Source organism: Rhodopirellula sp. JB055 (assembly GCF_043100905.1).
Taxonomy (GTDB): domain Bacteria; phylum Planctomycetota; class Planctomycetia; order Pirellulales; family Pirellulaceae; genus Rhodopirellula.
Window position 1 is genome coordinate 1 of the sequence record NZ_JBICHO010000464.1, and the last position, 19,935, is coordinate 19,935.

15 protein-coding genes are annotated in these 19,935 nt (G+C 55.8%); 7 read left to right on the top strand and 8 right to left on the bottom strand.

Annotated elements, in window-relative coordinates; translation table 11 throughout:
• Window positions 1-1,058, bottom strand: a 1,058-nt coding sequence (locus ACF8AM_RS18335; protein WP_392557038.1) for an anti-sigma factor family protein, incomplete at its 3' end; no start/stop codon positions are given.
• Window positions 1,059-1,297: 239 nt separating this feature from the next.
• On the opposite strand from ACF8AM_RS18335, the gene ACF8AM_RS18340 reads away from it, so the two are divergent.
• From ACF8AM_RS18340 to ACF8AM_RS18350, 3 genes are all read left to right on the top strand, one after another.
• On the top strand, window positions 1,298-2,119 hold the full coding sequence (locus ACF8AM_RS18340; RefSeq protein WP_392557039.1) for a class I SAM-dependent methyltransferase: 822 nt from the start codon (window positions 1,298-1,300) through the stop codon (window positions 2,117-2,119).
• A gap of 69 nt (window positions 2,120-2,188) precedes the next feature.
• Window positions 2,189-2,638 (top strand): PEGA domain-containing protein, encoded by a 450-nt coding sequence (locus tag ACF8AM_RS18345; protein WP_392557040.1) that lies wholly within the window; start codon window positions 2,189-2,191, stop codon window positions 2,636-2,638.
• Window positions 2,586-5,063 carry a hypothetical protein gene (locus tag ACF8AM_RS18350; protein WP_392557041.1) on the top strand — a complete coding sequence of 826 codons (2,478 nt, stop codon included), beginning with the start codon at window positions 2,586-2,588 and terminating at the stop codon, window positions 5,061-5,063. The genes ACF8AM_RS18345 and ACF8AM_RS18350 overlap by 53 nt, the downstream gene beginning before the upstream one ends.
• Window positions 5,064-5,083: 20 nt before the next feature.
• Here ACF8AM_RS18350 and ACF8AM_RS18355 read toward each other — a convergent pair whose 3' ends face one another.
• On the bottom strand, window positions 5,084-6,403 hold the full coding sequence (locus ACF8AM_RS18355) for an HD-GYP domain-containing protein (protein WP_392557042.1): 1,320 nt from the start codon (window positions 6,401-6,403) through the stop codon (window positions 5,084-5,086).
• A gap of 162 nt (window positions 6,404-6,565) precedes the next feature.
• Here ACF8AM_RS18355 and lhgO point away from each other — a divergent pair, with 162 nt between their 5' ends.
• Window positions 6,566-7,825, top strand: coding sequence for an L-2-hydroxyglutarate oxidase (lhgO, locus tag ACF8AM_RS18360; protein ID WP_392557049.1), 1,260 nt, complete (start codon window positions 6,566-6,568; stop codon window positions 7,823-7,825).
• Between the two features lie 29 nt (window positions 7,826-7,854).
• On the opposite strand, the gene ACF8AM_RS18365 is transcribed toward lhgO, so the two are convergent.
• On the bottom strand, window positions 7,855-8,961 hold the full coding sequence (locus tag ACF8AM_RS18365; protein WP_392557043.1) for a GTP-binding protein: 1,107 nt from the start codon (window positions 8,959-8,961) through the stop codon (window positions 7,855-7,857).
• A gap of 156 nt (window positions 8,962-9,117) precedes the next feature.
• A complete protein-coding gene (locus ACF8AM_RS18370) occupies window positions 9,118-9,450 on the bottom strand; it encodes an ArsR/SmtB family transcription factor (protein ID WP_392557044.1) in 333 nt (110 codons plus the stop codon).
• A gap of 93 nt (window positions 9,451-9,543) precedes the next feature.
• Here ACF8AM_RS18370 and ACF8AM_RS18375 point away from each other — a divergent pair, with 93 nt between their 5' ends.
• Both ACF8AM_RS18375 and ACF8AM_RS18380 read left to right on the top strand, forming a co-directional pair.
• Window positions 9,544-10,704: an O-antigen ligase family protein gene (locus ACF8AM_RS18375; RefSeq protein ID WP_392557045.1), complete on the top strand. Its 1,161-nt coding sequence runs from the start codon at window positions 9,544-9,546 to the stop codon at window positions 10,702-10,704.
• Complete coding sequence (locus ACF8AM_RS18380; protein WP_392557046.1) at window positions 10,698-10,913, top strand: hypothetical protein; 216 nt, start codon at window positions 10,698-10,700, stop codon at window positions 10,911-10,913. The genes ACF8AM_RS18375 and ACF8AM_RS18380 overlap by 7 nt, the downstream gene beginning before the upstream one ends.
• Here ACF8AM_RS18380 and ACF8AM_RS18385 read toward each other — a convergent pair.
• The 3 genes from ACF8AM_RS18385 to ACF8AM_RS18395 all read right to left on the bottom strand — a co-directional run bounded on the left by ACF8AM_RS18385 (window position 10,903) and on the right by ACF8AM_RS18395 (window position 16,685).
• A complete protein-coding gene (locus tag ACF8AM_RS18385; RefSeq protein ID WP_392557047.1) occupies window positions 10,903-12,393 on the bottom strand; it encodes a DUF1501 domain-containing protein in 1,491 nt (496 codons plus the stop codon). The genes ACF8AM_RS18380 and ACF8AM_RS18385 overlap by 11 nt on opposite strands.
• Before the next feature lie 66 nt (window positions 12,394-12,459).
• On the bottom strand, window positions 12,460-16,095 hold the full coding sequence (locus ACF8AM_RS18390; RefSeq protein WP_392557048.1) for a PSD1 and planctomycete cytochrome C domain-containing protein: 3,636 nt from the start codon (window positions 16,093-16,095) through the stop codon (window positions 12,460-12,462).
• Window positions 16,092-16,685, bottom strand: a complete 594-nt coding sequence (locus tag ACF8AM_RS18395; RefSeq protein ID WP_037200268.1) for a sigma-70 family RNA polymerase sigma factor — start codon at window positions 16,683-16,685, stop codon at window positions 16,092-16,094. Before ACF8AM_RS18395 ends, ACF8AM_RS18390 begins: the two co-directional genes overlap by 4 nt.
• Window positions 16,686-16,872: 187 nt before the next feature.
• On the opposite strand from ACF8AM_RS18395, the gene ACF8AM_RS18400 reads away from it, so the two are divergent.
• Window positions 16,873-18,402 (top strand): sialate O-acetylesterase, encoded by a 1,530-nt coding sequence (locus ACF8AM_RS18400; protein ID WP_392557050.1) that lies wholly within the window; start codon window positions 16,873-16,875, stop codon window positions 18,400-18,402.
• Between the two features lie 71 nt (window positions 18,403-18,473).
• On the opposite strand, the gene ACF8AM_RS18405 is transcribed toward ACF8AM_RS18400, so the two are convergent.
• A complete protein-coding gene (locus ACF8AM_RS18405) occupies window positions 18,474-19,907 on the bottom strand; it encodes a hypothetical protein (RefSeq protein WP_392557051.1) in 1,434 nt (477 codons plus the stop codon).
• Window positions 19,908-19,935 lie beyond the last annotated feature (28 nt).

Sequence of the window (19,935 nt, forward strand, 5' to 3'; positions counted from 1 at the left end):
AGCAGTTCTAGGAATAGCCGATCCAACTGCCTTGCCGGGCCTCGCAGCAACAGAATTTGATACCGCGTGTCGTCATCCAGAGTGACTGATTCACGAGTTGCTTCGATCAAACGTTCGTTAACCAGTTGCTTGCTCGACGCGGCCAGACCGGCCGTTGTCATCGCTTTGCGAACGGGGTCACTGTCCAACGCGAATGGGTTGCGAGTTCCCGGGTCGCGGGCTTCTGGTTTGAGCTGAACGTCGTAGATCAATACGGCACCCGCCAACGATTGAACTTCGTTGCTGTTCCCAGCCGCGACGGTTGCGGACATGTCCACGGAGGCCGCGTTGATTTCGGAATCCGCGTTGACGTCGGGAACCGGAGGCGTGTCCGTCGCGGAAGCGATGGAACTCAATTCAGGTTGCGGCGAAACGCTGGACGTGTCGACCCCATCGGCCATCGCGGCGGTTGGATCCATCGATGGAACTGCCGCGGATGATGAGTCTTCACGATCGACCTTTGACAGATCGTTGGCGGCGATGGATTCGATGTTGGGTGTCGCTTGGGAATCCAATTCAGCAATCGGATTGGAGTCCGAGTTGGCCGGATCGGCTTGCGCGATCGCGGTGGATGGGTCCACGAACGAGTTGCCAGGATTTGGATCATTCCCGCGGTTTTGCAGTGTCGCGACAAACAACCCTGCCGCGGCCAGACCAGCGACGACGCCCACCCAAGTTCGGCGGGTGTGGCGACTGGATGAAGGAGTCACTGTTTCGAGCGGGGTCGAAACCGGCAGTTTTCGCAGTGGATGATCGGACGACAAGTTTTCGTCCATCGCACGTTGTTGGGCCGCGGCGACAACGCGAGACGCAAAATCGGCGGGCAACCGCGAAGTGGTGCTTGTGTTTTGGTGCAGCGATCGCAACATTTGACGATCCAATTCCGCATCGGCCAGTCGCTGGGCCAAGTCGGCGTCCATGCGCAACTGCTCGGCGAGCCATTGCGATTGATCATCGCTCAAACGACCATCCAAATGGTCGCTGATCAGTTGATCGATCTGTTCAGGTGTGAAAGACATGATGCTGTTCTTTTGCAGCGAAAGCGAGGTTTGAAACGTTTTCGAACCAACGCGACGCGTCCATGCGTAGGGTTACAGTGTCGACGAGCCCGCCGCCAGGGCGGTGAATCGGGTTGTCAAGGTGTCAGATGACGGATGAACTCAGAAAGTTCCCAAATTAACTGCAATTCAATCCGTCTGGGGTATCCACCATCGACCGCGAGACCATTTTAGGGGCCAATCGAAAGGCTTATCAGCGGATGACGGCCGCTGGATCGCCGCTGTGCCAGATCGTTTCTGACGAGGAATTGGCGAACCCGCTGCAAACCGTTGACGCTGCTGGGTGGCTGGGCGGCAATATTTCCGGGCAAAAAGTTTTGTGCCTGGCGGCGGGCGGTGGCAGGCAGAGTTGTCTTTATGCCGCCGCAGGTGCTCATGTGACGGTCGTGGATCTGTCACCAGCGATGCTGGAGCAGGATCGAATCGCCGCTCGGCAGCGGGGGCATCAGGTCGAGCTGATCGAGGGTTCGATGGATGATTTGTCGATGTTGTCGGCAGGGCACTTTGACATTGTCATTCACCCGGTCAGCACGTGTTATGTGCCTTCGATCACAGCGGTTTACGCTCAAGTTGCCAGGGTGATTCGTGGCGGTGGCGTCTACATCAGTCAACACAAATCCCCCTTCAGCTTGCAAACATCGACCCAGCCACGAGCGGCGGTGGATGGTTCCCCTCGATACACGGTCGATCATGCGTATTACCGCAATGGCTCGTCATCCCAGTCAGTTCCCAATGCTCCTGTTCCTCCCCCTCCGACCAACCCGGTTGCTGCTCGGTTGAGGGAACCGGGTGCGGTGGAATTCCTGCATCGGTGGGAAGAATTGATTGGAGGAATGTGTCGATCTGGGTTCGTGATCGAGGATTTATCGGAACCGCTGCATGCCAAGCGAGATGCGGAACCAGGCAGCTTTGCTGAGCGAGCTCGTTTCGTTCCGCCTTACGTTCGAATCAAGGCTCGACGTCGGAGCGAGCCAGCGGCGGATTCCTCGATGACTCCGACCCTGTGGATTCCAAAAAACTGATCTAGCCGAGCGTCCGAAGCAATTGATAGTTCCAAGCTTCCCATTTCTTTGTGTTTGGAAACCATTCAGTTGCACGCTTTGGCAAACCGCATCGAGCCGTTCTGTTCGCAGGCGAAAATGTTGGCGATGATCACGCTGTTGATTCTCGTCTGCTCGGGCTGTGTGCGTCGCCGAATGACGGTGCGAACCAGCCCACCGGGTGCGACCGTTTCGGTCGACAATCAATTGATCGGAACGTCTCCCGCAGCCACCAGTTTTGAATACTATGGCACGCGTGAAGTTCGTATCGAACGCGAGGGATATCGAACAGAAACCGTTTTGCGGAAGATCAAACCGCCGTGGTATCAATGGCCAGGTTTGGACTTTGTGAGCGAAACACTTTGGCCCGGTGAAATTCGTGACGAGCGGATCATCGATATTGAATTGGTGCCTCAAGTCATCGAACCTTCCGAGGATGTTCTGAACCGTGCCGAAGCCCTCCGCAATCAATCGCGAAGCGGCGTCTTTCCGCAGCGCTGAGTCGGCCGGTTTTCAGTGGTCGGCCTTCATCGGACCACTGTGCATCTTGATCTTGATGGCCTCCGTTTGGTCAGGCCGCGATCGTTTGGCGTTTCGTGACGTCAGCCATTTTTACACACCGCTGTATCAGTACGTCGGCGAGCGATGTGCTGAACGTCCGCTGTCGTATTTCTGGACCGCGATGTGGAACCCGCTCGACCAGACCGGAATGCCGTTGGCGGGAGAAACCACCACGGCGGTCTACTATCCGGTTCGGCATCTGGTGTATTCGTTGCCGTTTCCAAGTAATGAGTCTCGTGGTGAGCAGGGGGCAATCCATGATCTGCCCGAAGAACTTCCGGAGGACGCTTCGCTCGCTCTGGCGGTTTATGTGACGCTGCACTTGATCCTGGCTTCGCTCGCAGCATTCTGGGCCGCCCGTCGTCTGGGCTGTGAACCAGCGTCTTCTGTGATCGCGTCGTTGATCTATCCGTTGTCAGGTAGCGTTTTGTTTCTCACGACCAATCCACCGTTTCTGGTGGGGGCGGCATGGTTGCCGTTGTCGCTCGTGCCGCTGTTGGATTCAAGTCACCGCGGTTGGAAATTGCCAACGGTTGCTTTGGCGATGATGGTTTTGGGCGGCGACCCACAAACGGCGCTCCACGAGAGCATGGTCGCGGGGTTGTGGTGGCTGCTGAATGGGGTGATCGCGGTTTGCAAACGAGAGTCTTGGCAGGAATCCCTGTCGGGCCTGTTGAGACTGGTGGGCGTCGCGGCCGGATCCGCTGTGTTGGCGACGCCCCAGATCGCCGCTTCTCTGAGTTGGGCTCGGCACAGCGGGCGTGTTTGGTCGGAGCACGAGGCTTCGCAATCATTTGCCTTTTCAGTCGCACCGTGGCGGTGGCTGGAGCTGGCGATGCCCGCGTTGTTTGGTTCTCCTTGGCCAGTGAACCATCGCTGGGATCGTCCGTTGCTATTGGGGACAGACGTCAGTCCGATCGACGCTTTGTGGACACCCAGTTTGTACGTTGGTTTGTCCGCATTGATTTTGGTGGCGGTTTGTTTTTACCGACGCGATCCCAAGCAGGTTCGAGGGTTGGCCGTTTGGATATTTGTACTGCTCACATCGGGGCTCGCTGCGATGGGTTGGTACGGACCTGGGCACGCACCCTATCGATGGTTGATGGATTGGGTGCCTGGATACGAGGCGTTTCGTTACCCCGCGAAATGGTTGCCGTTTGGAACTCTGGCACTTGCCATCATGGCAGCAAGAGGAGCCCAGATTCTTTTTCAGCAAGCGGGAAAGTTTGAGCCTCGACTTCAACGAGTGATCGAGCATCGCGCTGCGTTGATTGGGGCCGTGGTGATGTCGGGAGGTTTGCTGAGCAGCGTGTGCATATGGCAAGCATTGAATTCGATCGACGCTGTGGCAGCAGATCGTGTTTGGGGACCGTTTCAAATCGACGAAGCGTGGCTGAATGGGTTGGGGACCATTGTCCACGTGCTGGTGGTGGCAACGATCGCGAATTTGTGTTGGGTCGCGATGCAATTTCGAACCCAGCCGTCTGTCATGCGGTGGGGATGGGTGGCTTTGGTCGCTTGCGATTTATTGGTGGCTCATTGGAACCTGGTTCCCACGATCGACCGAACTGCGGAACTCGCCGCGTGGCGTGATCTCGATCACTCAGAAGACATGCCCGAACAAGCAACGCGGTGGATCCGCACGGCAGGCAGTGGAGAATATCCCGCCGAATGGACGACCACTTCGGATCCCCAACGTTTGCTTGCGATGGAAGTCCACGACCGTCATCGGTGGTACGGACGCTGGCATTTGGTGCAGGAGGCAGCCGTTTTCAACAGCGTTGTTTCGATCCGCCCTTGGACGATCGATCAGTTTTGGACCGCGACGCGGCAGCATCCCACGCCGATCGATTGGCAACAAACAGCGGCTTGGTTGGGAGTGGGTGGTTCTCGATCACCAAGCGGAAAAGTTCATGTTTGGCCAACGCAGTCGATCCGCTTGCACGGTCGTGACCAAGTGAAGTTGGAACGTGAAATTCCATGGTCGAAACGAATGGAGATGGCATCTGAAACCGGTGACCAAGCGGATTCAATCGCGGTTCCTGCGGCAGCATTTACAGCGGGGCGAACCGATGAAACCTTCGTTTCGCGGCGCGTTTATCAAGACGGTGGATGGCGGGCCGAGCTGCTTGCTCAAGATTCGACGGTTGATCCAATTTCGATCCAGGTGTTTGCAGCGGACGGTATCGGGCAAGGCGTTTGGTGCCCGCCTGGTTCCTGGACGATCCGCTGGATTTATCAACCACCATGGCACACAGGATCTGTCGTGGTTGGGATCTGGGGTTGGCTAGCGATGGTTGTGGTGTCAGTCCGCTGCATTTGTCGCGGACGCAGTTGGACGTCGTCCTCGGCCGTTCACACCTGAGCAGATCCTACGTCGGCAGATCATTCTTCGTCGAAGAACAATTCATCCGCCGGATTCCAACGAATCTTTTGCATCTTTTCGATCGACAACCGACCTTGATTGCGTTGAGGGTCGCATTGAGGCTGAACCACCTCGTTCGGGTTTTCTACCAAGTCGAACAGTTCACCATCCGAAAGTTGCAAGACGGGGCATGCGTAGCCTTCGATGGGGCGACGGATCACATCGGCCCATTTTCCGTTGGCCAGTTCGACGCGGCTGCCGAGAGGAAACAAGGATTTGGTACGCAGCAGAGCGTGAATGACTTGTGAGTCAAACAGCCCGTAGCGAGCCTGATGCAGAATGAATCCCAATGCATCGTGTGGAACCAGTGCTTTACGGAATCCCGTTCCAAGGACCAACCGAAGGTAGGTGTCACAGACGTTGAGAATTCGTGCGTAGATGTGAATCCGTTTGCCTTCTAAACCAAACGGGTAACCCGAGCCGTCGTATTGTTCGTGGACTTGTTCGATCGCCAACAAAACCGCATGAGGAATGTCAGAGACTTCCCGAAGACTGTTCGCGGAGACCACAGGGTGTTTGCGATATTCCCATGTTTCTTGTTGGGAAAAAGGACCACGTCCCGGCACGCTGAACTCTGGGTTCATCGAGTACAACCCGATGTCATGCAACAAACCCGCCATGCCGATTTCTAAAACCGACGGACCGTCCAAGTCGAGTTCTGTACCGATCGCCATTGCCAAGACGCCCAGCTTCACGCTGCGGTCGGTCAAGGACATTTCTGTGTGGCAAGCAACGACCTCGCCGACAGTTTGATCATGATCGTCCACCATGGCAGACGCAAAAGCGCCGGAGAGATCGGACAATGCTTCCACCGTTTGCATCTTTCGTTCAGAAAGAGCCAATCGGATCTCTTCGAATCTGCTGCGTGCCATTTGAACGTGGCCTTGCAGCGTGCGACGACGGGTCTGGTCGATGGGTTCGTGATGACGGTCGACCAACGCGTCTTTCAGTGGTACGCCTTTGATCCATTTCGCAGGATCTTGTCCGGGGTTGTGCCCCGATTCCCGATCGCGGGTGCTTTTCAGTTTCGGTTTGACCCCAGCACCTTTGGAACGGCCGCTCAACGCGTCAGCTTCGTCCGCGTTGATGGTCAGATCTTTGATGCCCCGCTCACGCAAGCCATCGATCACTTCCGTTGTGATTCGAGTGCCTGCACCGAGCAGAAGACGACCGATCTCATCTTCGATTGGTGTGCGACAAATCGCGCCGACCTGAAGATCGTCTACCGAAACAAGAATGGTGTTCCTGTTTGAAATTGTATTGGAAGGTGCGGTACTCATTTTTGCCCAGTTCAAAGTTTGCTCCTGCGTGGAGTACGATCAAGTGAGCCCAACTTCAATGCGTGCCCGTGCGTGGCATCACTCGATAGAGAACTCTAGGTTTCAAACTGAGCGAGGGAGTGGAATTTGTCAGCGATTTTCCAGAAACAATCGCCCAATCTGATGGGTGAATTAGCGATTGTTGGAGGTGGTATCGTTGGGCTTGCCACTGCCATGACTTGGTTGGAGTCCCGTCCAGGGACGGGGGTCACGGTGTTGGAAACCGAGTCTCAGGTGGGAAGGCACCAAAGCGGACACAATTCTGGCGTGATCCATTCAGGCATTTACTATCGCCCGGGCAGTGAGAAAGCGTTGCTGTGTCGGGAAGGCAAATCCAAACTCGAAGCGTTTTGCAACGAGCAGAAAATTCCTTGGGAAAAATGCGGGAAAGTCGTCGTTGCGACCAATCGCAACGAGGTGGAATCGCTCGAAAGAATTACCGAGCGGGCCCAACTCAACGGCGTCGAATTTCGAAGGGTCACGACCGACGAACTTCGACAGCTCGAGCCGTCCGTTTCAGGAGTCGATGCGATTCACGTTCCCGAAACCGGCATCGTTGACTACCGAATGGTTTGTGACGCGATTCGGGGTCGCATCGAAGAGTTGGGTGGTGTCGTTCGGTTAGGTTGTCAGGTTCAGCGATTGGAGGCGGAAGATTCCGGCGTTCGATTGGTCGGGATGGATCACACCCATTCGAAACAGGAATTCAATTTGCAAGCTCGCTCCGCAATTGTCTGTGCCGGTCTTCACAGCGACACGTTGATTCGCCAGGCACAACGGAGTGTTTCTCGTTCGAATGCAGCCTCCGCTGACACAAAGTCCGATGAAGTCCGTGTCATCCCTTTTCGCGGCGAATACTACGAATTGCGGCCCGAACGACGTGGGTTGTGCCGGAATTTGATTTACCCGGTTCCTGATCCCGCGTTTCCATTTCTCGGGGTGCACTTCACACGAATGGTGGATGGAAACGTCGAGTGCGGACCCAACGCGGTGTTGGCACTTGCTCGCGAAGGCTACCGTTGGCGTGACATCGATGTTCGATACTTGCAACGAACATTGGGGTACAGCGGCTTTCGTCGGTTGGTCCAGAAGCATTGGCGAAAGGGGCTCGGCGAAATGGATCGTTCGCTACGAAAGTCCGCTTTTGTGTCCGCCCTTCAAAAACTGATCCCAGAACTGCAAGCCTCGGATTTGGTCCCTGCCCGAGCTGGTGTGCGAGCCCAAGCGGTGCGAGCCAACGGGGAACTGGTTGACGATTTCTTGTTCGGATCGACACCCCATGTGACTCATGTGTTGAATGCCCCCAGCCCTGCGGCGACGGCATCGCTGGCGATCGCGCGTCGGGTGATCGAACAGCATCAGAACCAGAACCCAAGTGTCTGAGTGGCAAGGATGGGTTCAGGGCCTGTGCACTAAACGCTGCGGTAGGTCGGTTCTGGACGTCCGGGACGGAAGCTGTCGAGCTGGGTCGTTTCGGTCTCAGCATTCAAACGAGCCGCCACCGACTGGACAACCTGTTGGACTTCTTCGGTCAATGATTCTGGCGCCAAGCGAACCCGAGCGTTGATGATTGCATTGGCGGAGTGCGAGTTGGTTTCGGATGCAATCGACAAAACGGTTTGCGAATCACTGTCAATCAAGTTGGCAACGCTGACCGGTTGATCGTCCGAATCGTTGTCGCTGCAAAGCACTTTCAGGTGCCCAGGTTCGGCACCCAGGGACAGCAGCCGTTCTCGCAATTCATCGACCAATCCCACGCTGAGATCATCGAGTGCAAATGGATTTTCGCTTTGGAAATTCACCGTTGCGTTGAGCCAACCGAGTTCTGCTTCACCATCCGCGTAAACGTCGTAGTCCACTTCCATCATCGATTCGCGAGGTGCCGCGTCGCCTTGAAAGGCTTCGTACAAGACATCCAAATTCTCGCCGGTCTTGGCCGACAACGGGATGACTTTGCGACCTGGGTACTGCTCGTTCAACTGTTCCTTGAGCGCTTGCGCGTCTTCTTCGGACAACTCATCGATTCGATTGAGCAGGATGATTTCGGACTCTTCGAGTTGCTTGCGGAAGATGTATTCGGCCTTTTCGGAAAAGCCACCGCCGACGCCCGACAGGATCTTCTTGCCATGATTGGGTTTCAAAACCACGGCGTAGGGACGATGCACAAACTTTTCCCCCAGACGTTCCATCATTGGAACCGCGATGGTTGCGATCAAGTCAGTGCAGCTTCCAACCGGTTCTGCGAGAACGACGTCGGGACGTTGGCGATTTTCAAATTCTTCCATCGCGTCGGTCAAACCATCGAAATTGCAACAGAAACAGGACCCCGCAACTTCGTTGACTTCCAACCCTTGGCTCTTCAGCAATTGAGTGTCGACCAAACCGGCGGCTTGATCGTTTGTCACGACGCAAACGTGTTTGCCTTCGGATTGGAGTTGTTTCGCCAAGCGAGCGATGAGCGTGGTTTTGCCGGCTCCCAAAAAACCGCCGATCATGATGAATTCAATGGGCTGGGGCATCGTGAGTCTCATGGTTTTGATGTTGGGAACCGACCAAATGCGGCAGTCGATCGCGAAAGCGTGAATCAAACATTCTGACGATTGTTAGAACGTCAGTCAATCATCTGATGGATCACGCTCGGAAGGAGTGGGAGGGGAAGACCCCAGCCAGCGGTCTCAGGATGGGTTCATCGGGCCCATGTCGAGTTTGCAGCAACCGAGGTTCAACGCGGATTGTTTCGACTTCCCTCGACTGGGCAACATGCCTTCTTTCAGCGAGTAGTAGATGAACTTCCCTTCCCGCTGGGTCTGCACCAAATCGGCATGAAAGAGGACTCGCAAGTGGTGCGAGACGGTGCCGATCTCTTGTTCCACCAAGATGGCAAGGTCAGAAACACTCAGTGGGCCGCTTTGCAAGGCACGCACGATTTGCAGACGCAGCGGGTCGCCGAGTGCCTTCAAGTAGCCCGCACACTGCAACTCATTCGGTTCGGATGGTGGAGTGGTCATGAACGAATTGTAGGAGAAAACGTCATGGGCGACATTCGCACGTCATGATCATTCGATCGTGGTAATTGCTGGTCTATGAATTAGAGTAGGTTCATGTCCCCCCCGGCAGCAACGTCGCTCTTGGAAGAACCGGTCGACCAAGACTTCGACGAACACGTGGAACCGCCAACGCCATCACCGAATTCAGAACACGGTGTTTTGGAAGGCTTGTTTGCGCTCGCGTGCCCGCTGCTGTTGATGCTTGCCGCTGGATTGAATCCGCTGGACCAATCCGACTCAACGCCCGCTGGATCGGCAGGGGCTGGTTTGACGATGGAGGTGGCGATGAAGCTGCTATTGTCTGGGGCGGTCGGTTTGGTTGCCGTGCTGGGTTGGATCCTCTGCCCGCCAGTTCGTCAGCGTCTGGCGAAATTTCCAGGTTGGGTTTTGGTAGGACTGGGTGGTGTCTTTCTCGTGACCAGTTCGTCAGCGTTTGGCCCTGCGGCGACGGTGTCTCGCGCTGCGGCAATGATCAGTTGCCTGTACATCGTGTTCATCGCGGTCACGCTGCAATTTTTGTCTCTGCGACAGTCGCTGCAGTGTGTGCTGGTCGGGTTGGTGCTGCACTTGATCGTGGCCTGGTGTTTGTACCTGGGTGGTGGCGAGACAGCGGTCTATCAAGAAGAACTTGGTCAGTCGCTGATCATCGAGCGCATGGGTAGCACGGCGCACCCCAACTCGCTCGGTCGCATCGGTGCGCTGGCGGTCTTAGTTTGTTTGGGACTTTGGCGAACGAGAACACGTCCACTGACGCCCGTCACAATGGCGATGATGGGATTCGTTTTCTTGATCTCCTCCGCCACGATGTTCGAGTCGATGAGTCGCACCGCGGTGGTTTCTTGCGTTGCATCAGTCTTGGCCGTGATGGCCGATCGTTTGGTCAACCGCCGTGGGTTGGCGCTCGGTTTATTCGGCGTGATGGGCGTCTGTTTATTGATGCTGACAGTCGGGTTGTTGTCGGAGGGTTCCGACGTCGGTAGCCGTGTGGTGGCCGTTGGCACCAAGACCGGCGACGTGAATGAATTGACCTCGGCAACGGGGCGAACGGAGATTTGGGCGGAGGCGATTCGCTACATCGCTCAACGACCGCTGACCGGATGGGGATTGAACAGCGCGCCGTTGTTGCTGGAAGATTTCTCACATCACACCCACAACTTGTTGCTGCACGCACTTTTTCAGCAGGAATCTTTGCCGGGATATGTGTTGCGGTGCTGATCGCGTGGACGGTTTACCACGCCTTCACGGTGGTCGATCCCATGTTTCGAGGGATCGCTGCCTACATTTGTGTTTCAGGATTGTTTGAAGACACCGCGTTTGAAACGTTCCCGTTTGCGTCGACGCTGTTGTGGTTGTTGGTGCTGCTCGCCGCGTCGGTTGAGATACCGCAATCGGACGAGCAATTGCTTGGTGATCTCACGCAATGAAATCTCGAATCACGTGAGCTTCTTCGACACCTGTGAGTCGTTGACTGAGGCCTCGGAATTTGAACGTGAAGCGTTCGTGATCGATTCCCAAGAGGTTCAGCACGGTCGCATTGAGATCACGAATGTGAACCGGGTTCTCAACGATGTTGTAGGAGAACTCATCTGTCGTTCCATAGTCAAAACCAGCTTTTACGCCGCCGCCGGCCATCCAGGTCGTGAAGCAACGTCCGTGGTGATCGCGACCGGAACTGGGGTTGTCCAGTTGGCCTTGGCTGTAGACGGTGCGACCGAATTCACCGCCCCAAATCACCAAGGTGTCATCGAGCATTCCCAACCGCTTGAGGTCTTGAACCAACGCGGCGGAAGCTTGATCGACATCCTTGCATTGTCGCGGCAGTTGATTGCGGATTGAAATGTGTTGGTCCCATCCGCGATGGAACAGTTGGATGAAACGCACCCCGCGTTCGGCCATGCGTCGTGCAAGCAAACAATTCGCGGCGTAAGAACCGGGCCGCCGGGCGTCTTCGCCATAAAGTTCAAACGTGGATTCAGGTTCGTCCGAAACATCGGTCAGTTCAGGCACCGACGTCTGCATTCGATAAGCCATTTCATAGGCCTCGATGCGAGCCAGCGTCTCAGGATCGCCGGTGGCTTCGGAGTGCATTTGGTTCATTCGTCCGAGCGTGTTCAAGAGTTCTCGACGTGAGTCCCGCGAAACACCGTCGGGGTTCTTGAGATAAAGCACCGGGTTGGCACCGGGACGAAGCATCACGCCTTGATGGCTGGACGGCAGATAGCCGCTGCCCCACAACCGCGAAAACAAGGGTTGGCCGGGGTTCTTTCCGCTGCCTTGGCTGAGCAGCACCATGTAGGCGGGGAAGTCTTCATTTTCAGAACCCAGCCCATAGCTCAGCCACGCTCCCATCGACGCGTGCCCCATTTGCTGTGATCCAGTGTTGATGTAGGTCACCGCGGGATCGTGGTTGATCGCTTCGGTCCACATCGATCGTACGATGGAAATGTCATCGGTGATCTCTTGCAAGTGTGGCAGCAAGTTGCCAACCCAAGTCCCGTGCTGACCACAACGTTTGCCACCCCACAATGGTTTGACGACGGGGAACTGACTCTGGCGCGACGTCATCCCGGTCAGTCGCTGCCCGCCGCGAATGGAATCAGGCAGATTGGTGCCGTGCAATTGTTCCAGTTCCTCTTTGTGATCAAACAAGTCAATGTGACTCGGTCCGCCAGATTGAAACAGGTAAATGACTCGTTTGGCTTTGGGGGCAAAGTGTGGCAATCCGGAGTTGAGATTCGTTTGGATTTGACCGCCAGACAAAGCCGCGTTGGGATTGGCTTCGGACGCCAGGAGCTTTCCCAGTGCCATCGCACCGAGACCCGCGGCCGAACTGCCAAAGAGCGATCGTCGAGTCATCATTTGCGATTGTCGCAATCCGAGTTCGTGAATCAGTGATTGGTTCATGGGAAGTTGCGTTTCGAGGTGGTGTGCGTCGGATCGACGATTGGGTTGGGTTGCGGAACAAGCTGCTCAAAGTCGAGTCAGTGTTTCGCTCAGGTTCAGCAGCAGCGTGGCGATTTGCATCCAAGCCGCATGCTCGGCCGGATCCAGTGTTTCTAAACGTGGCGATTCGCCCACTGAGACAGCCGCCAGGGCATCCTCGGCCGATTGAGCAAATCGTTCGCGTTCTGTTTGCAAGAGGGACAACACGGCGTCACGTTCTTCGTCGTTGGGGGATCGACCGACGACCAGAGTGAAAGCCTGATCGATGCGTCGGGCGTCGGTGGTGGAATTGTCCGTTGCCGCTGACTCGCTCAGCAGGCGTTCGGCCAAGACGCGAGCTGCTTCGGCGAATTGCGGATCGTTCAGGGTCACGAGTGCTTGGATGGGCGTGTTCGTCACGCCGCGATCCATCGTGCACAGTTCACGACTAGGTGCATCAAACGCGGCCATCGCCGGATGAGGGCTGGTTCGTTTGACAAACGTGTAGAGGCTGCGTCGATACAGCTTTTCGCCGTGGTCTTGCACGAAGACTTGTTTGGTCGCGGGCGTGCTGCCGAAGTGGCTGACTTCTTTCCAAAGTGCCGGTGGTTGGTAGGGTTGCAGGCTCGGTCCGCCAACACGAGGCACCAACAAATCGCTGACCGCAAGAGCTTGATCGCGAATGAATTCAGCGGGCAGACGGAATCGGGGCCCACGTGCGAGCAACCGATTCTTCGGATCCAGTTCGATCTGTTGCGGAGTGGCAGAGGACTGTTGGCGGTAGGTTGAGCTGCTCACGATTTCGCGAATCAGTTGTTGTTGATTCCAACCGATTTCGACGAAATGCGTCGCCAGATAATCCAGCAGTTCCGGGTGACTGGGGTATTCGCCTTGCGAACCAAAGTCGGCCGAGGTCGCAACCAAGCCGGTGCCGAAGAACAGCGACCAAATGCGATTGACCGTGACGCGAGAGGTCAACGGATGCTGGGGATCGATCAACCAGCGTGCCAAGTCCAATCGGTTGGCCTTTTCATTCTCATCGGTGAGTTCGGGCAGCACCTTGGGAGTCGTTGGAAAGACCCGGTCTGTGGGCGAGTCATATTGGCCGCGGTCCAGCACAAACGTTTCGCGAGGTTTCGCGGCGGTGTTCATCACCATGGTTGAGAACGCGCCAGTCAACACGTCGCGGCGTTCCTCCAGGTTGCCGATTCGGATTCGCAACCGCCTGAATTGCTCGCTCGATTCGCGAAACGTTTGCAACACTTGTTGTCGAGTTGCCTCATCCCAATCGCTCGTCGGGGTCTGAATCGCTTGGACGAGCGAAGTGTCCCAGCGACTGTCAGTGTCATTGCCGGTGAAGGGCTGGATTTGCCATTCGAACGGCGTCGAGTTGCGTTGTCCGAACACCACCAACACGCTGAGGTAGGGAGTGGACTTGGGATCAATGGGTTGCTCGAACGTCAGGGTCAAATGTTGTTCGGAGTTTCCATCGGCAGGTTGCCACCATCGTTCATTGCTTTCTTCGCGAATCGATTCGGCGGCGTTCCCTTCGGCGTGGCTGCTGGCGGTGATTCTTTGAAATGCCAACTGCCGGTGGTAATCAACTTGGTCGGCAGGTTGTTCGGTTGCGGAGACGAGAACCGTGGAGACCTTGGGAACTGCATCCGGGAACGGTGTCAGCACCATCGGCGGGTCATTTTTCGATTTGGCTTTCCCGTCTTTGTTTTGCTCGGTGGCTGGTTTGGCCGGGCTGGGTTGGGGGCGGAACGAGACGCGAAGTCCCGTGATCGATGCTCCATTCGTCTTGCCATTGGTCGACAAACGCAACGAATGGCTCATCCCATTCAGCCCACCGCTGGGTTGTCCGAGTTTGACGGTGCCATCGGCTTCAAATTCGATTGCCCCGCGATGATTCGGGGAGGAGACATCGAGCAGTTCGATGGGGACCAAAGCAAACTGGTTTCCACGAGCGGCTTCGTCCTGACGCTGTGATTCCAACCATGAATCCAGGCCCTCGGTGGACTCTTCGAGTTGTTCGCGAAGCTGTTTCAATTCAGCGTCCAGTTGCGGCAACTCATCCGTCCGCAGCACCGTTTTCGCGGCGATATTGGGAGCGGCGTTGCGACCTCCGTCACCGTCCAACCCACGGTCTTGCAGTTCGTTGAAGAACGCAAAGAACTGGTAGTATTCCTGTTGTGAGATGGGGTCGTATTTGTGGTCGTGGCACTGGGCACAACCCATCGTCAATCCCAGGAAGACTTCACTGGTGGTCTTGACCCGATCGGCGACATAATTGGTGAGGTTTTCCTCGGGGATCGTGCCGCCTTCTTGTGTGATCATGTGGTTGCGATTGAACCCGGTCGAAATCAATTGCGACTCGGTTGGGTTGGGCAGCAAATCACCTGCGAGCTGTTCGGTCAGAAACTGGTCGAAAGGCATGTTGTCGTTGTAGGCCTGAATCACCCAGTCACGCCACAACCACATGTGACGCCCCCCATCGATCGAATAGCCGTTGGTGTCGGCGTAGCGAGCTTGATCGAGCCACGGCAGCGCCATTCGCTCGCCGTGATGGGGCGAACTCAGTAGCCGGGTGATCGTTTCTTGATAGGCGGTTTCACCGTGCAGTTGGTAGTCGCGGACGAACGCGTTGACCTCTTCGGGGGTGGGCGGCAAACCGGTCAAGTCGAAGCTCAGTCGTCGGATCAACGTTCTTGTGTCGGCCTCGGGTGAGGGTGCCAAACCAGCTTCGGCCAAACGTTGAGCCACGAAGAAATCGATTTCGTTACGTGCCCAGCTCTTCTTGGATTGTTCCTCAGTGAAATCAACCGTTGGAACTTCCGGCATCGTCGGTGGAATGAACGCCCAGTGGCCTTCATAGGCGGCACCCTCTTCGATCCAACGCTTCAGCAATGTCTTTTGCTCCTGCGTCAAAGCCAGATGAGATTCCGGGGGCGGCATCAGCATGTCGGGATCTTCGCTGATGATGCGTTGCCAGGCTTCGCTCTCTTGCACGTTGCCAGGCACAATCGGTTGGTAGCCGCCAAGATCCGCCGTGGCACCTTCCAAGGTATCCAGTCGCAAGTCAGCCCGACGTCCATGTTCGTCTGGGCCGTGACAGTGAAAGCAGGTTTCCGAAAGGATTGGACGAATATCGCGATTGAATTTCAGCTTGCGATTGGCAGCGGATTCGAATTCAGGAATCGACACGGCGGTCAACGCGGGATGGTTCATTGAACCAGAGGAATTGATGACCTTCCAAGGATTGGGGGTACGTCGGTCGGAGGAACGATCGTCGTCGGAGTGATTGGTGGTCTGGGTCGTCGTGCGATCGACCTCAGGGGATGAGGTCACGATTTCATCCACCATCGCCACCCGTGAGCGGTTCGTTGCAGTCCATGTCTGCAATAAAAGCATATTGGAAACGACCAATGCGCAGGCGGCGGCACACCAAGCAAGAAACGGACGCATGCTTGAGTGTTGGGATGCGATTGGCGAAGGTGAAATTGGCGTTGCGATCGGATTTTGCGAAACCAACGCTTCGTCCAAATCACAAAGATCAAGGTAGTGGTCCAAGGCTTCGCTATCGGACATCAAAATCCCACGCAGTTCGCCGGCTTCCTCGGCCGTCAGTTCGTTTGCTGAGTGAGCGGTCAGCAATTGATCGATTCGTTCCCGGGAACTCATGGGGTTTCCGCTGTTTGTTGAGAAAGGGGAGGATCGGAGAGAAGCTCGACGTCGATGGAATCGGTGTCCGTTGGATCTTGGTTCCGTTGAACGCAGCGAATCAAACGTTGGCGAGCCCGGTGAAGAGCTTGGCCGATTGCATTGGCTTTACGTCCGGTGTGCTCGGCTAATTGGTTCAACGTTTGTCCATCAAAATAGAAGAGCTTGATCAGTTCACGCTGATGGTCGGGCAGTTGTTCCACGCAATGCTTCAAGCGTTGCCAATCGTTGTGTTGACGCTGTTGTTCGACCCTTTCGCGATGACGTCGTTCGATGACTTCATGAAGTTGATCGTCGATCAGCACCACGGACCGTGACGTGGCAAGTTTTCGCGTCTGATTTCGATGATGGTTGATCGCAATCTGACTCAACCAAGCAACGAAATTAGTTCCTTCTTCAAACGCGTTTTGCTTTTCCATCGCGGTGACGTTCGCTGATTGCAGCACGTCCTGCGCAGCGTGGACCGATCCGGTCAGTCTGATCAAATGACCAAGCACCGGACGTTGGGCCTGCTGAAGCAGGTCTTCGAAAGCCTTGCACGAACGAGTCAAACCATTGGGTCTCCACCAGGTAATGTTGAGAGCACGCTTCGTTTTACTCGGAATTTTCACACTTTTGTGAAATCGGTCCCAAGCCCAACTGAGGTGAGGAAGCGATTATGCTGCTGCAGACTTTCCCACCTTCCCTCCCTCCCACGGAGAAGTTCCCACCATGAGAGCACCCCTACCCACCCGATCTTTGCTCGCAGGAATCGCAATCGCGAGTTGTCTGATGAGCCTGCCAGGCTCGACCGTCCAGGCAGAATTGATGATGCCGGCGATCTTTGGCGACTCGATGGTCGTCCAGCGAAATGAGCCCGTGCACATTTGGGGCTGGACCAAGCCCGGCCAGGAAGTCAGCGTTCAACTGGGCGATCTAGCGGCCAAAGGCAAAGCCAATGACGAAGGACGGTTTGACGTTTCCGTTCCAGCCCTCCCTGCCGGCGGACCCTACGATTTGACGGTGAAGGCAGACGAGACCAAGACCTTCACCGATGTTCTGGTTGGCGAAGTTTGGATTTGCTCGGGCCAATCCAACATGGCTTGGGCCGTTCAAAGTGCTAATGATGCTGACTTGGAATCCCTGACGGCCAACTACCCCGAGATCCGTTTGATCTCCGTGCCTCAAGTCGGGACGCAAGAGCCCCAGCGAGACTTCAAAGGCAACTGGGCCGCTGCGACTCCAGAGACCGTCAAAGGCTTTTCCGCAGTGGGATACTTCTTTGGTCGGCAATTGCACCAAACCTTGGATGTGCCGGTTGGATTGATCGACAACGCCTGGGGCGGATCGTCTGCCGAAGCTTGGGTTCCTCGCGATGTGCTGGAAGCCGACGACAAGTACGAATCCTTGCTCGCCGGCTGGGACAAGCGAATGGAAAACTACGACTACGACGCGATGTTAAAATCGTGGGAAGAGAAGCATCGAAAATGGGTGGCCGACGGTCGCAAAGGCAACGCGCCTCGACGACCTCGCAATGACGCTGCGGGAAACCATCGTCCTGCCAACATCTACAACGGTGTCTTGTTGCCAACGATCGGCTACACGATTCGCGGTGCGATCTGGTCCCAAGGCGAATCGAATGCCGGACGAGCCTACGAGTACCGCGATTTGTTCCCGCTGATGATTCAAACGTGGCGAGACAAATGGGGACAGGGCGACTTCCCATTTTACTGGGTGCAATTGGCTGACTTCCGATCCGAAGTCGAAGAGCCCGCCGACAGTGATTGGGCCGAACTTCGCGAAGCTCAAACGATGACCATGTCGCGTCTGCCAAACACCGGCGAAGCCGTGATTTTGAACTTGGGCGAATCGTCTGACATTCACCCGAAGAACAAACAGGACGTGGCCAAACGATTGGCTCGATGGGCACTGGCAAAGGACTATGGCTACGACATTCCATACCGCAGCCCGATCTACCGGGACGTTCAGTTCGAGGGCAACAAAGCGATTGTCAAGTTTGATCACGTCGGCGGTGGATTGGACACATTCGACGTCCGCGAATTGATCGGTTTCACAATCGCGGGTGAAGATCAAAAGTTCGTTCACGCGAAGGCCAAGATCGTCGGCAACGACACGGTCGAAGTCTCCGCCGACTCGGTCAACAAACCAGCTTCCGTTCGCTACGCCTGGGCCGACAACCCAGTCTGCAATGTGCAAAGCAAAGAGGGCTTGCCACTGACCCCCTTCCGAACCGACGACTGGCCAGGCGTCACTCAACCGAAGGATTGAGTAGTACGGAATCGTTCTGTAATAGAATGACTTCTCCCGCCCAAGTCTCTTGCTTGGGCGGGTTTTTTGTTTCAAGTGGAAATCTCGTTTCGCTGCTGCAACCAGGATCGCCAGTTGTTTGCGTACATCTCTAAGAATTGATCGGTTGTGGCTGCGTCCCAGGCTTCGCGGTTCCAGGAGGCTGAGATGCAGATCTGACCCCAGTTGGTGCAGACGCCGAGCGAGACGTTGGTGCCGTCGCGGCCGGGAGGCGCGACAAAGACGTTGTCGAGAAAGGCATCGCCAATTTTTCGTTGCCCATTCACTTCCGGAAAGAAGTTCTTCATCCCGCGAGAAATATCGCCTGCATAGGTCAACACGCTGGTGGCCATTCGGCGACTGTGGTCAACCACCCATCGCATGCAACGTGGGTATTGAACAGCCGTTTCAAGACCCGCTAGAAAATCCATGTGAACGCGGGAATCTTTGATGGCATTCACTTCGTCTGCCACGCTGGTAACCAATGTGTCCATGTCATTGCATTGGTCTTTGCGTCGTCCCAAGAATGCAAAACTGAGCCGATTGGTGGCCGGCAAATCCAGGTCCTTTCGAGACCTTAAGTCCACCGGCATCATCACTCGGTACCGGCTTGCTCTCCCTTTGCCGTGTGTCTGTTCCCATTGCTCAAATGTCCGGAACAGCATGGCGATGGCGAGATCATTGATTCGGATCGACGCATCGCTACACGCTTTTTCAACGGCGATCGATTCTTCCTGGCTGAACTGAATGTGTCGCAGGGGGGCGCCGGAGGAAGCCCCACTTGATCCAAGTTCGGATACAGGGACCCGTTTTTTGGCAGCGGTTGGGGATTTAGAAAGAACGGCGGGAAGTTGGAAGTGAAAGTAGTAGGCGTTTCGAATTCGATCCCAAGTTGTCAACGAACGCTTGGGCGGTTTGGAAAGCAATTCGGTGAAATCGTTTCGGTCACGAAGGCGTGCTGGATTGGGCGTGGACCGAGAAGACTTGCGGGAGGATTTTCCACAATCCGGATCTCCTGTGGCACGGGCGTAGCGGGTGAGTGTGCCTAGGATCACCTGGCGAATTCCCACCCCGTCACCGCATGCGTGATGCAACTCAACATACAACCGGCTGCCGGATGCCTCGGGGATGTACCAAAACCGACAGCCTGGTTCTTGAAACAGATCAAAAGGTTGTGGTTTGGGATTGTCTGCCGGTCCCGTGGTCAGTGGCAGGTCATCGTTGGTCAGCACTCGCGGCACGAGATCAGGATCGAAGTGCCAGAACAACTGCTCACCTTCGCGAACCAGTTTGCAGGCGAGCAGCGGGTGATCTTGGGCCGTTTCCTCGAGCGCCGTTTGAAGGATCGGCAATTGCAAAGGTGTCGAAAACTGCAGCTCGATGAAACTGACAATGGGACACGTTGGTTTCTCATCCAAGATGAAAAACGTTTCCAGTGGCGTCAGCGGCAATGGAAACAGCGGCTTGGCGGCGTCCTGGGCGAGCATTTCAAGAACCGATGCGTCGAAGAAAAGG

Coding starts and splice junctions, on each gene's coding strand:
- ACF8AM_RS18340 (WP_392557039.1), top strand. CDS start 1,298: ATGACGGCCGCTGGATCGCCGCTGTGCCAGATCGTTTCTGACGAGGAA.
- ACF8AM_RS18355 (WP_392557042.1), bottom strand. CDS start 6,403: ATGAGTACCGCACCTTCCAATACAATTTCAAACAGGAACACCATTCTT.
- lhgO (WP_392557049.1), top strand. CDS start 6,566: ATGGGTGAATTAGCGATTGTTGGAGGTGGTATCGTTGGGCTTGCCACT.
- ACF8AM_RS18365 (WP_392557043.1), bottom strand. CDS start 8,961: ATGCCCCAGCCCATTGAATTCATCATGATCGGCGGTTTTTTGGGAGCC.
- ACF8AM_RS18370 (WP_392557044.1), bottom strand. CDS start 9,450: ATGACCACTCCACCATCCGAACCGAATGAGTTGCAGTGTGCGGGCTAC.
- ACF8AM_RS18375 (WP_392557045.1), top strand. CDS start 9,544: ATGTCCCCCCCGGCAGCAACGTCGCTCTTGGAAGAACCGGTCGACCAA.
- ACF8AM_RS18385 (WP_392557047.1), bottom strand. CDS start 12,393: ATGAACCAATCACTGATTCACGAACTCGGATTGCGACAATCGCAAATG.
- ACF8AM_RS18390 (WP_392557048.1), bottom strand. CDS start 16,095: ATGAGTTCCCGGGAACGAATCGATCAATTGCTGACCGCTCACTCAGCA.
- ACF8AM_RS18405 (WP_392557051.1), bottom strand. CDS start 19,907: ATGCTCGCCCAGGACGCCGCCAAGCCGCTGTTTCCATTGCCGCTGACG.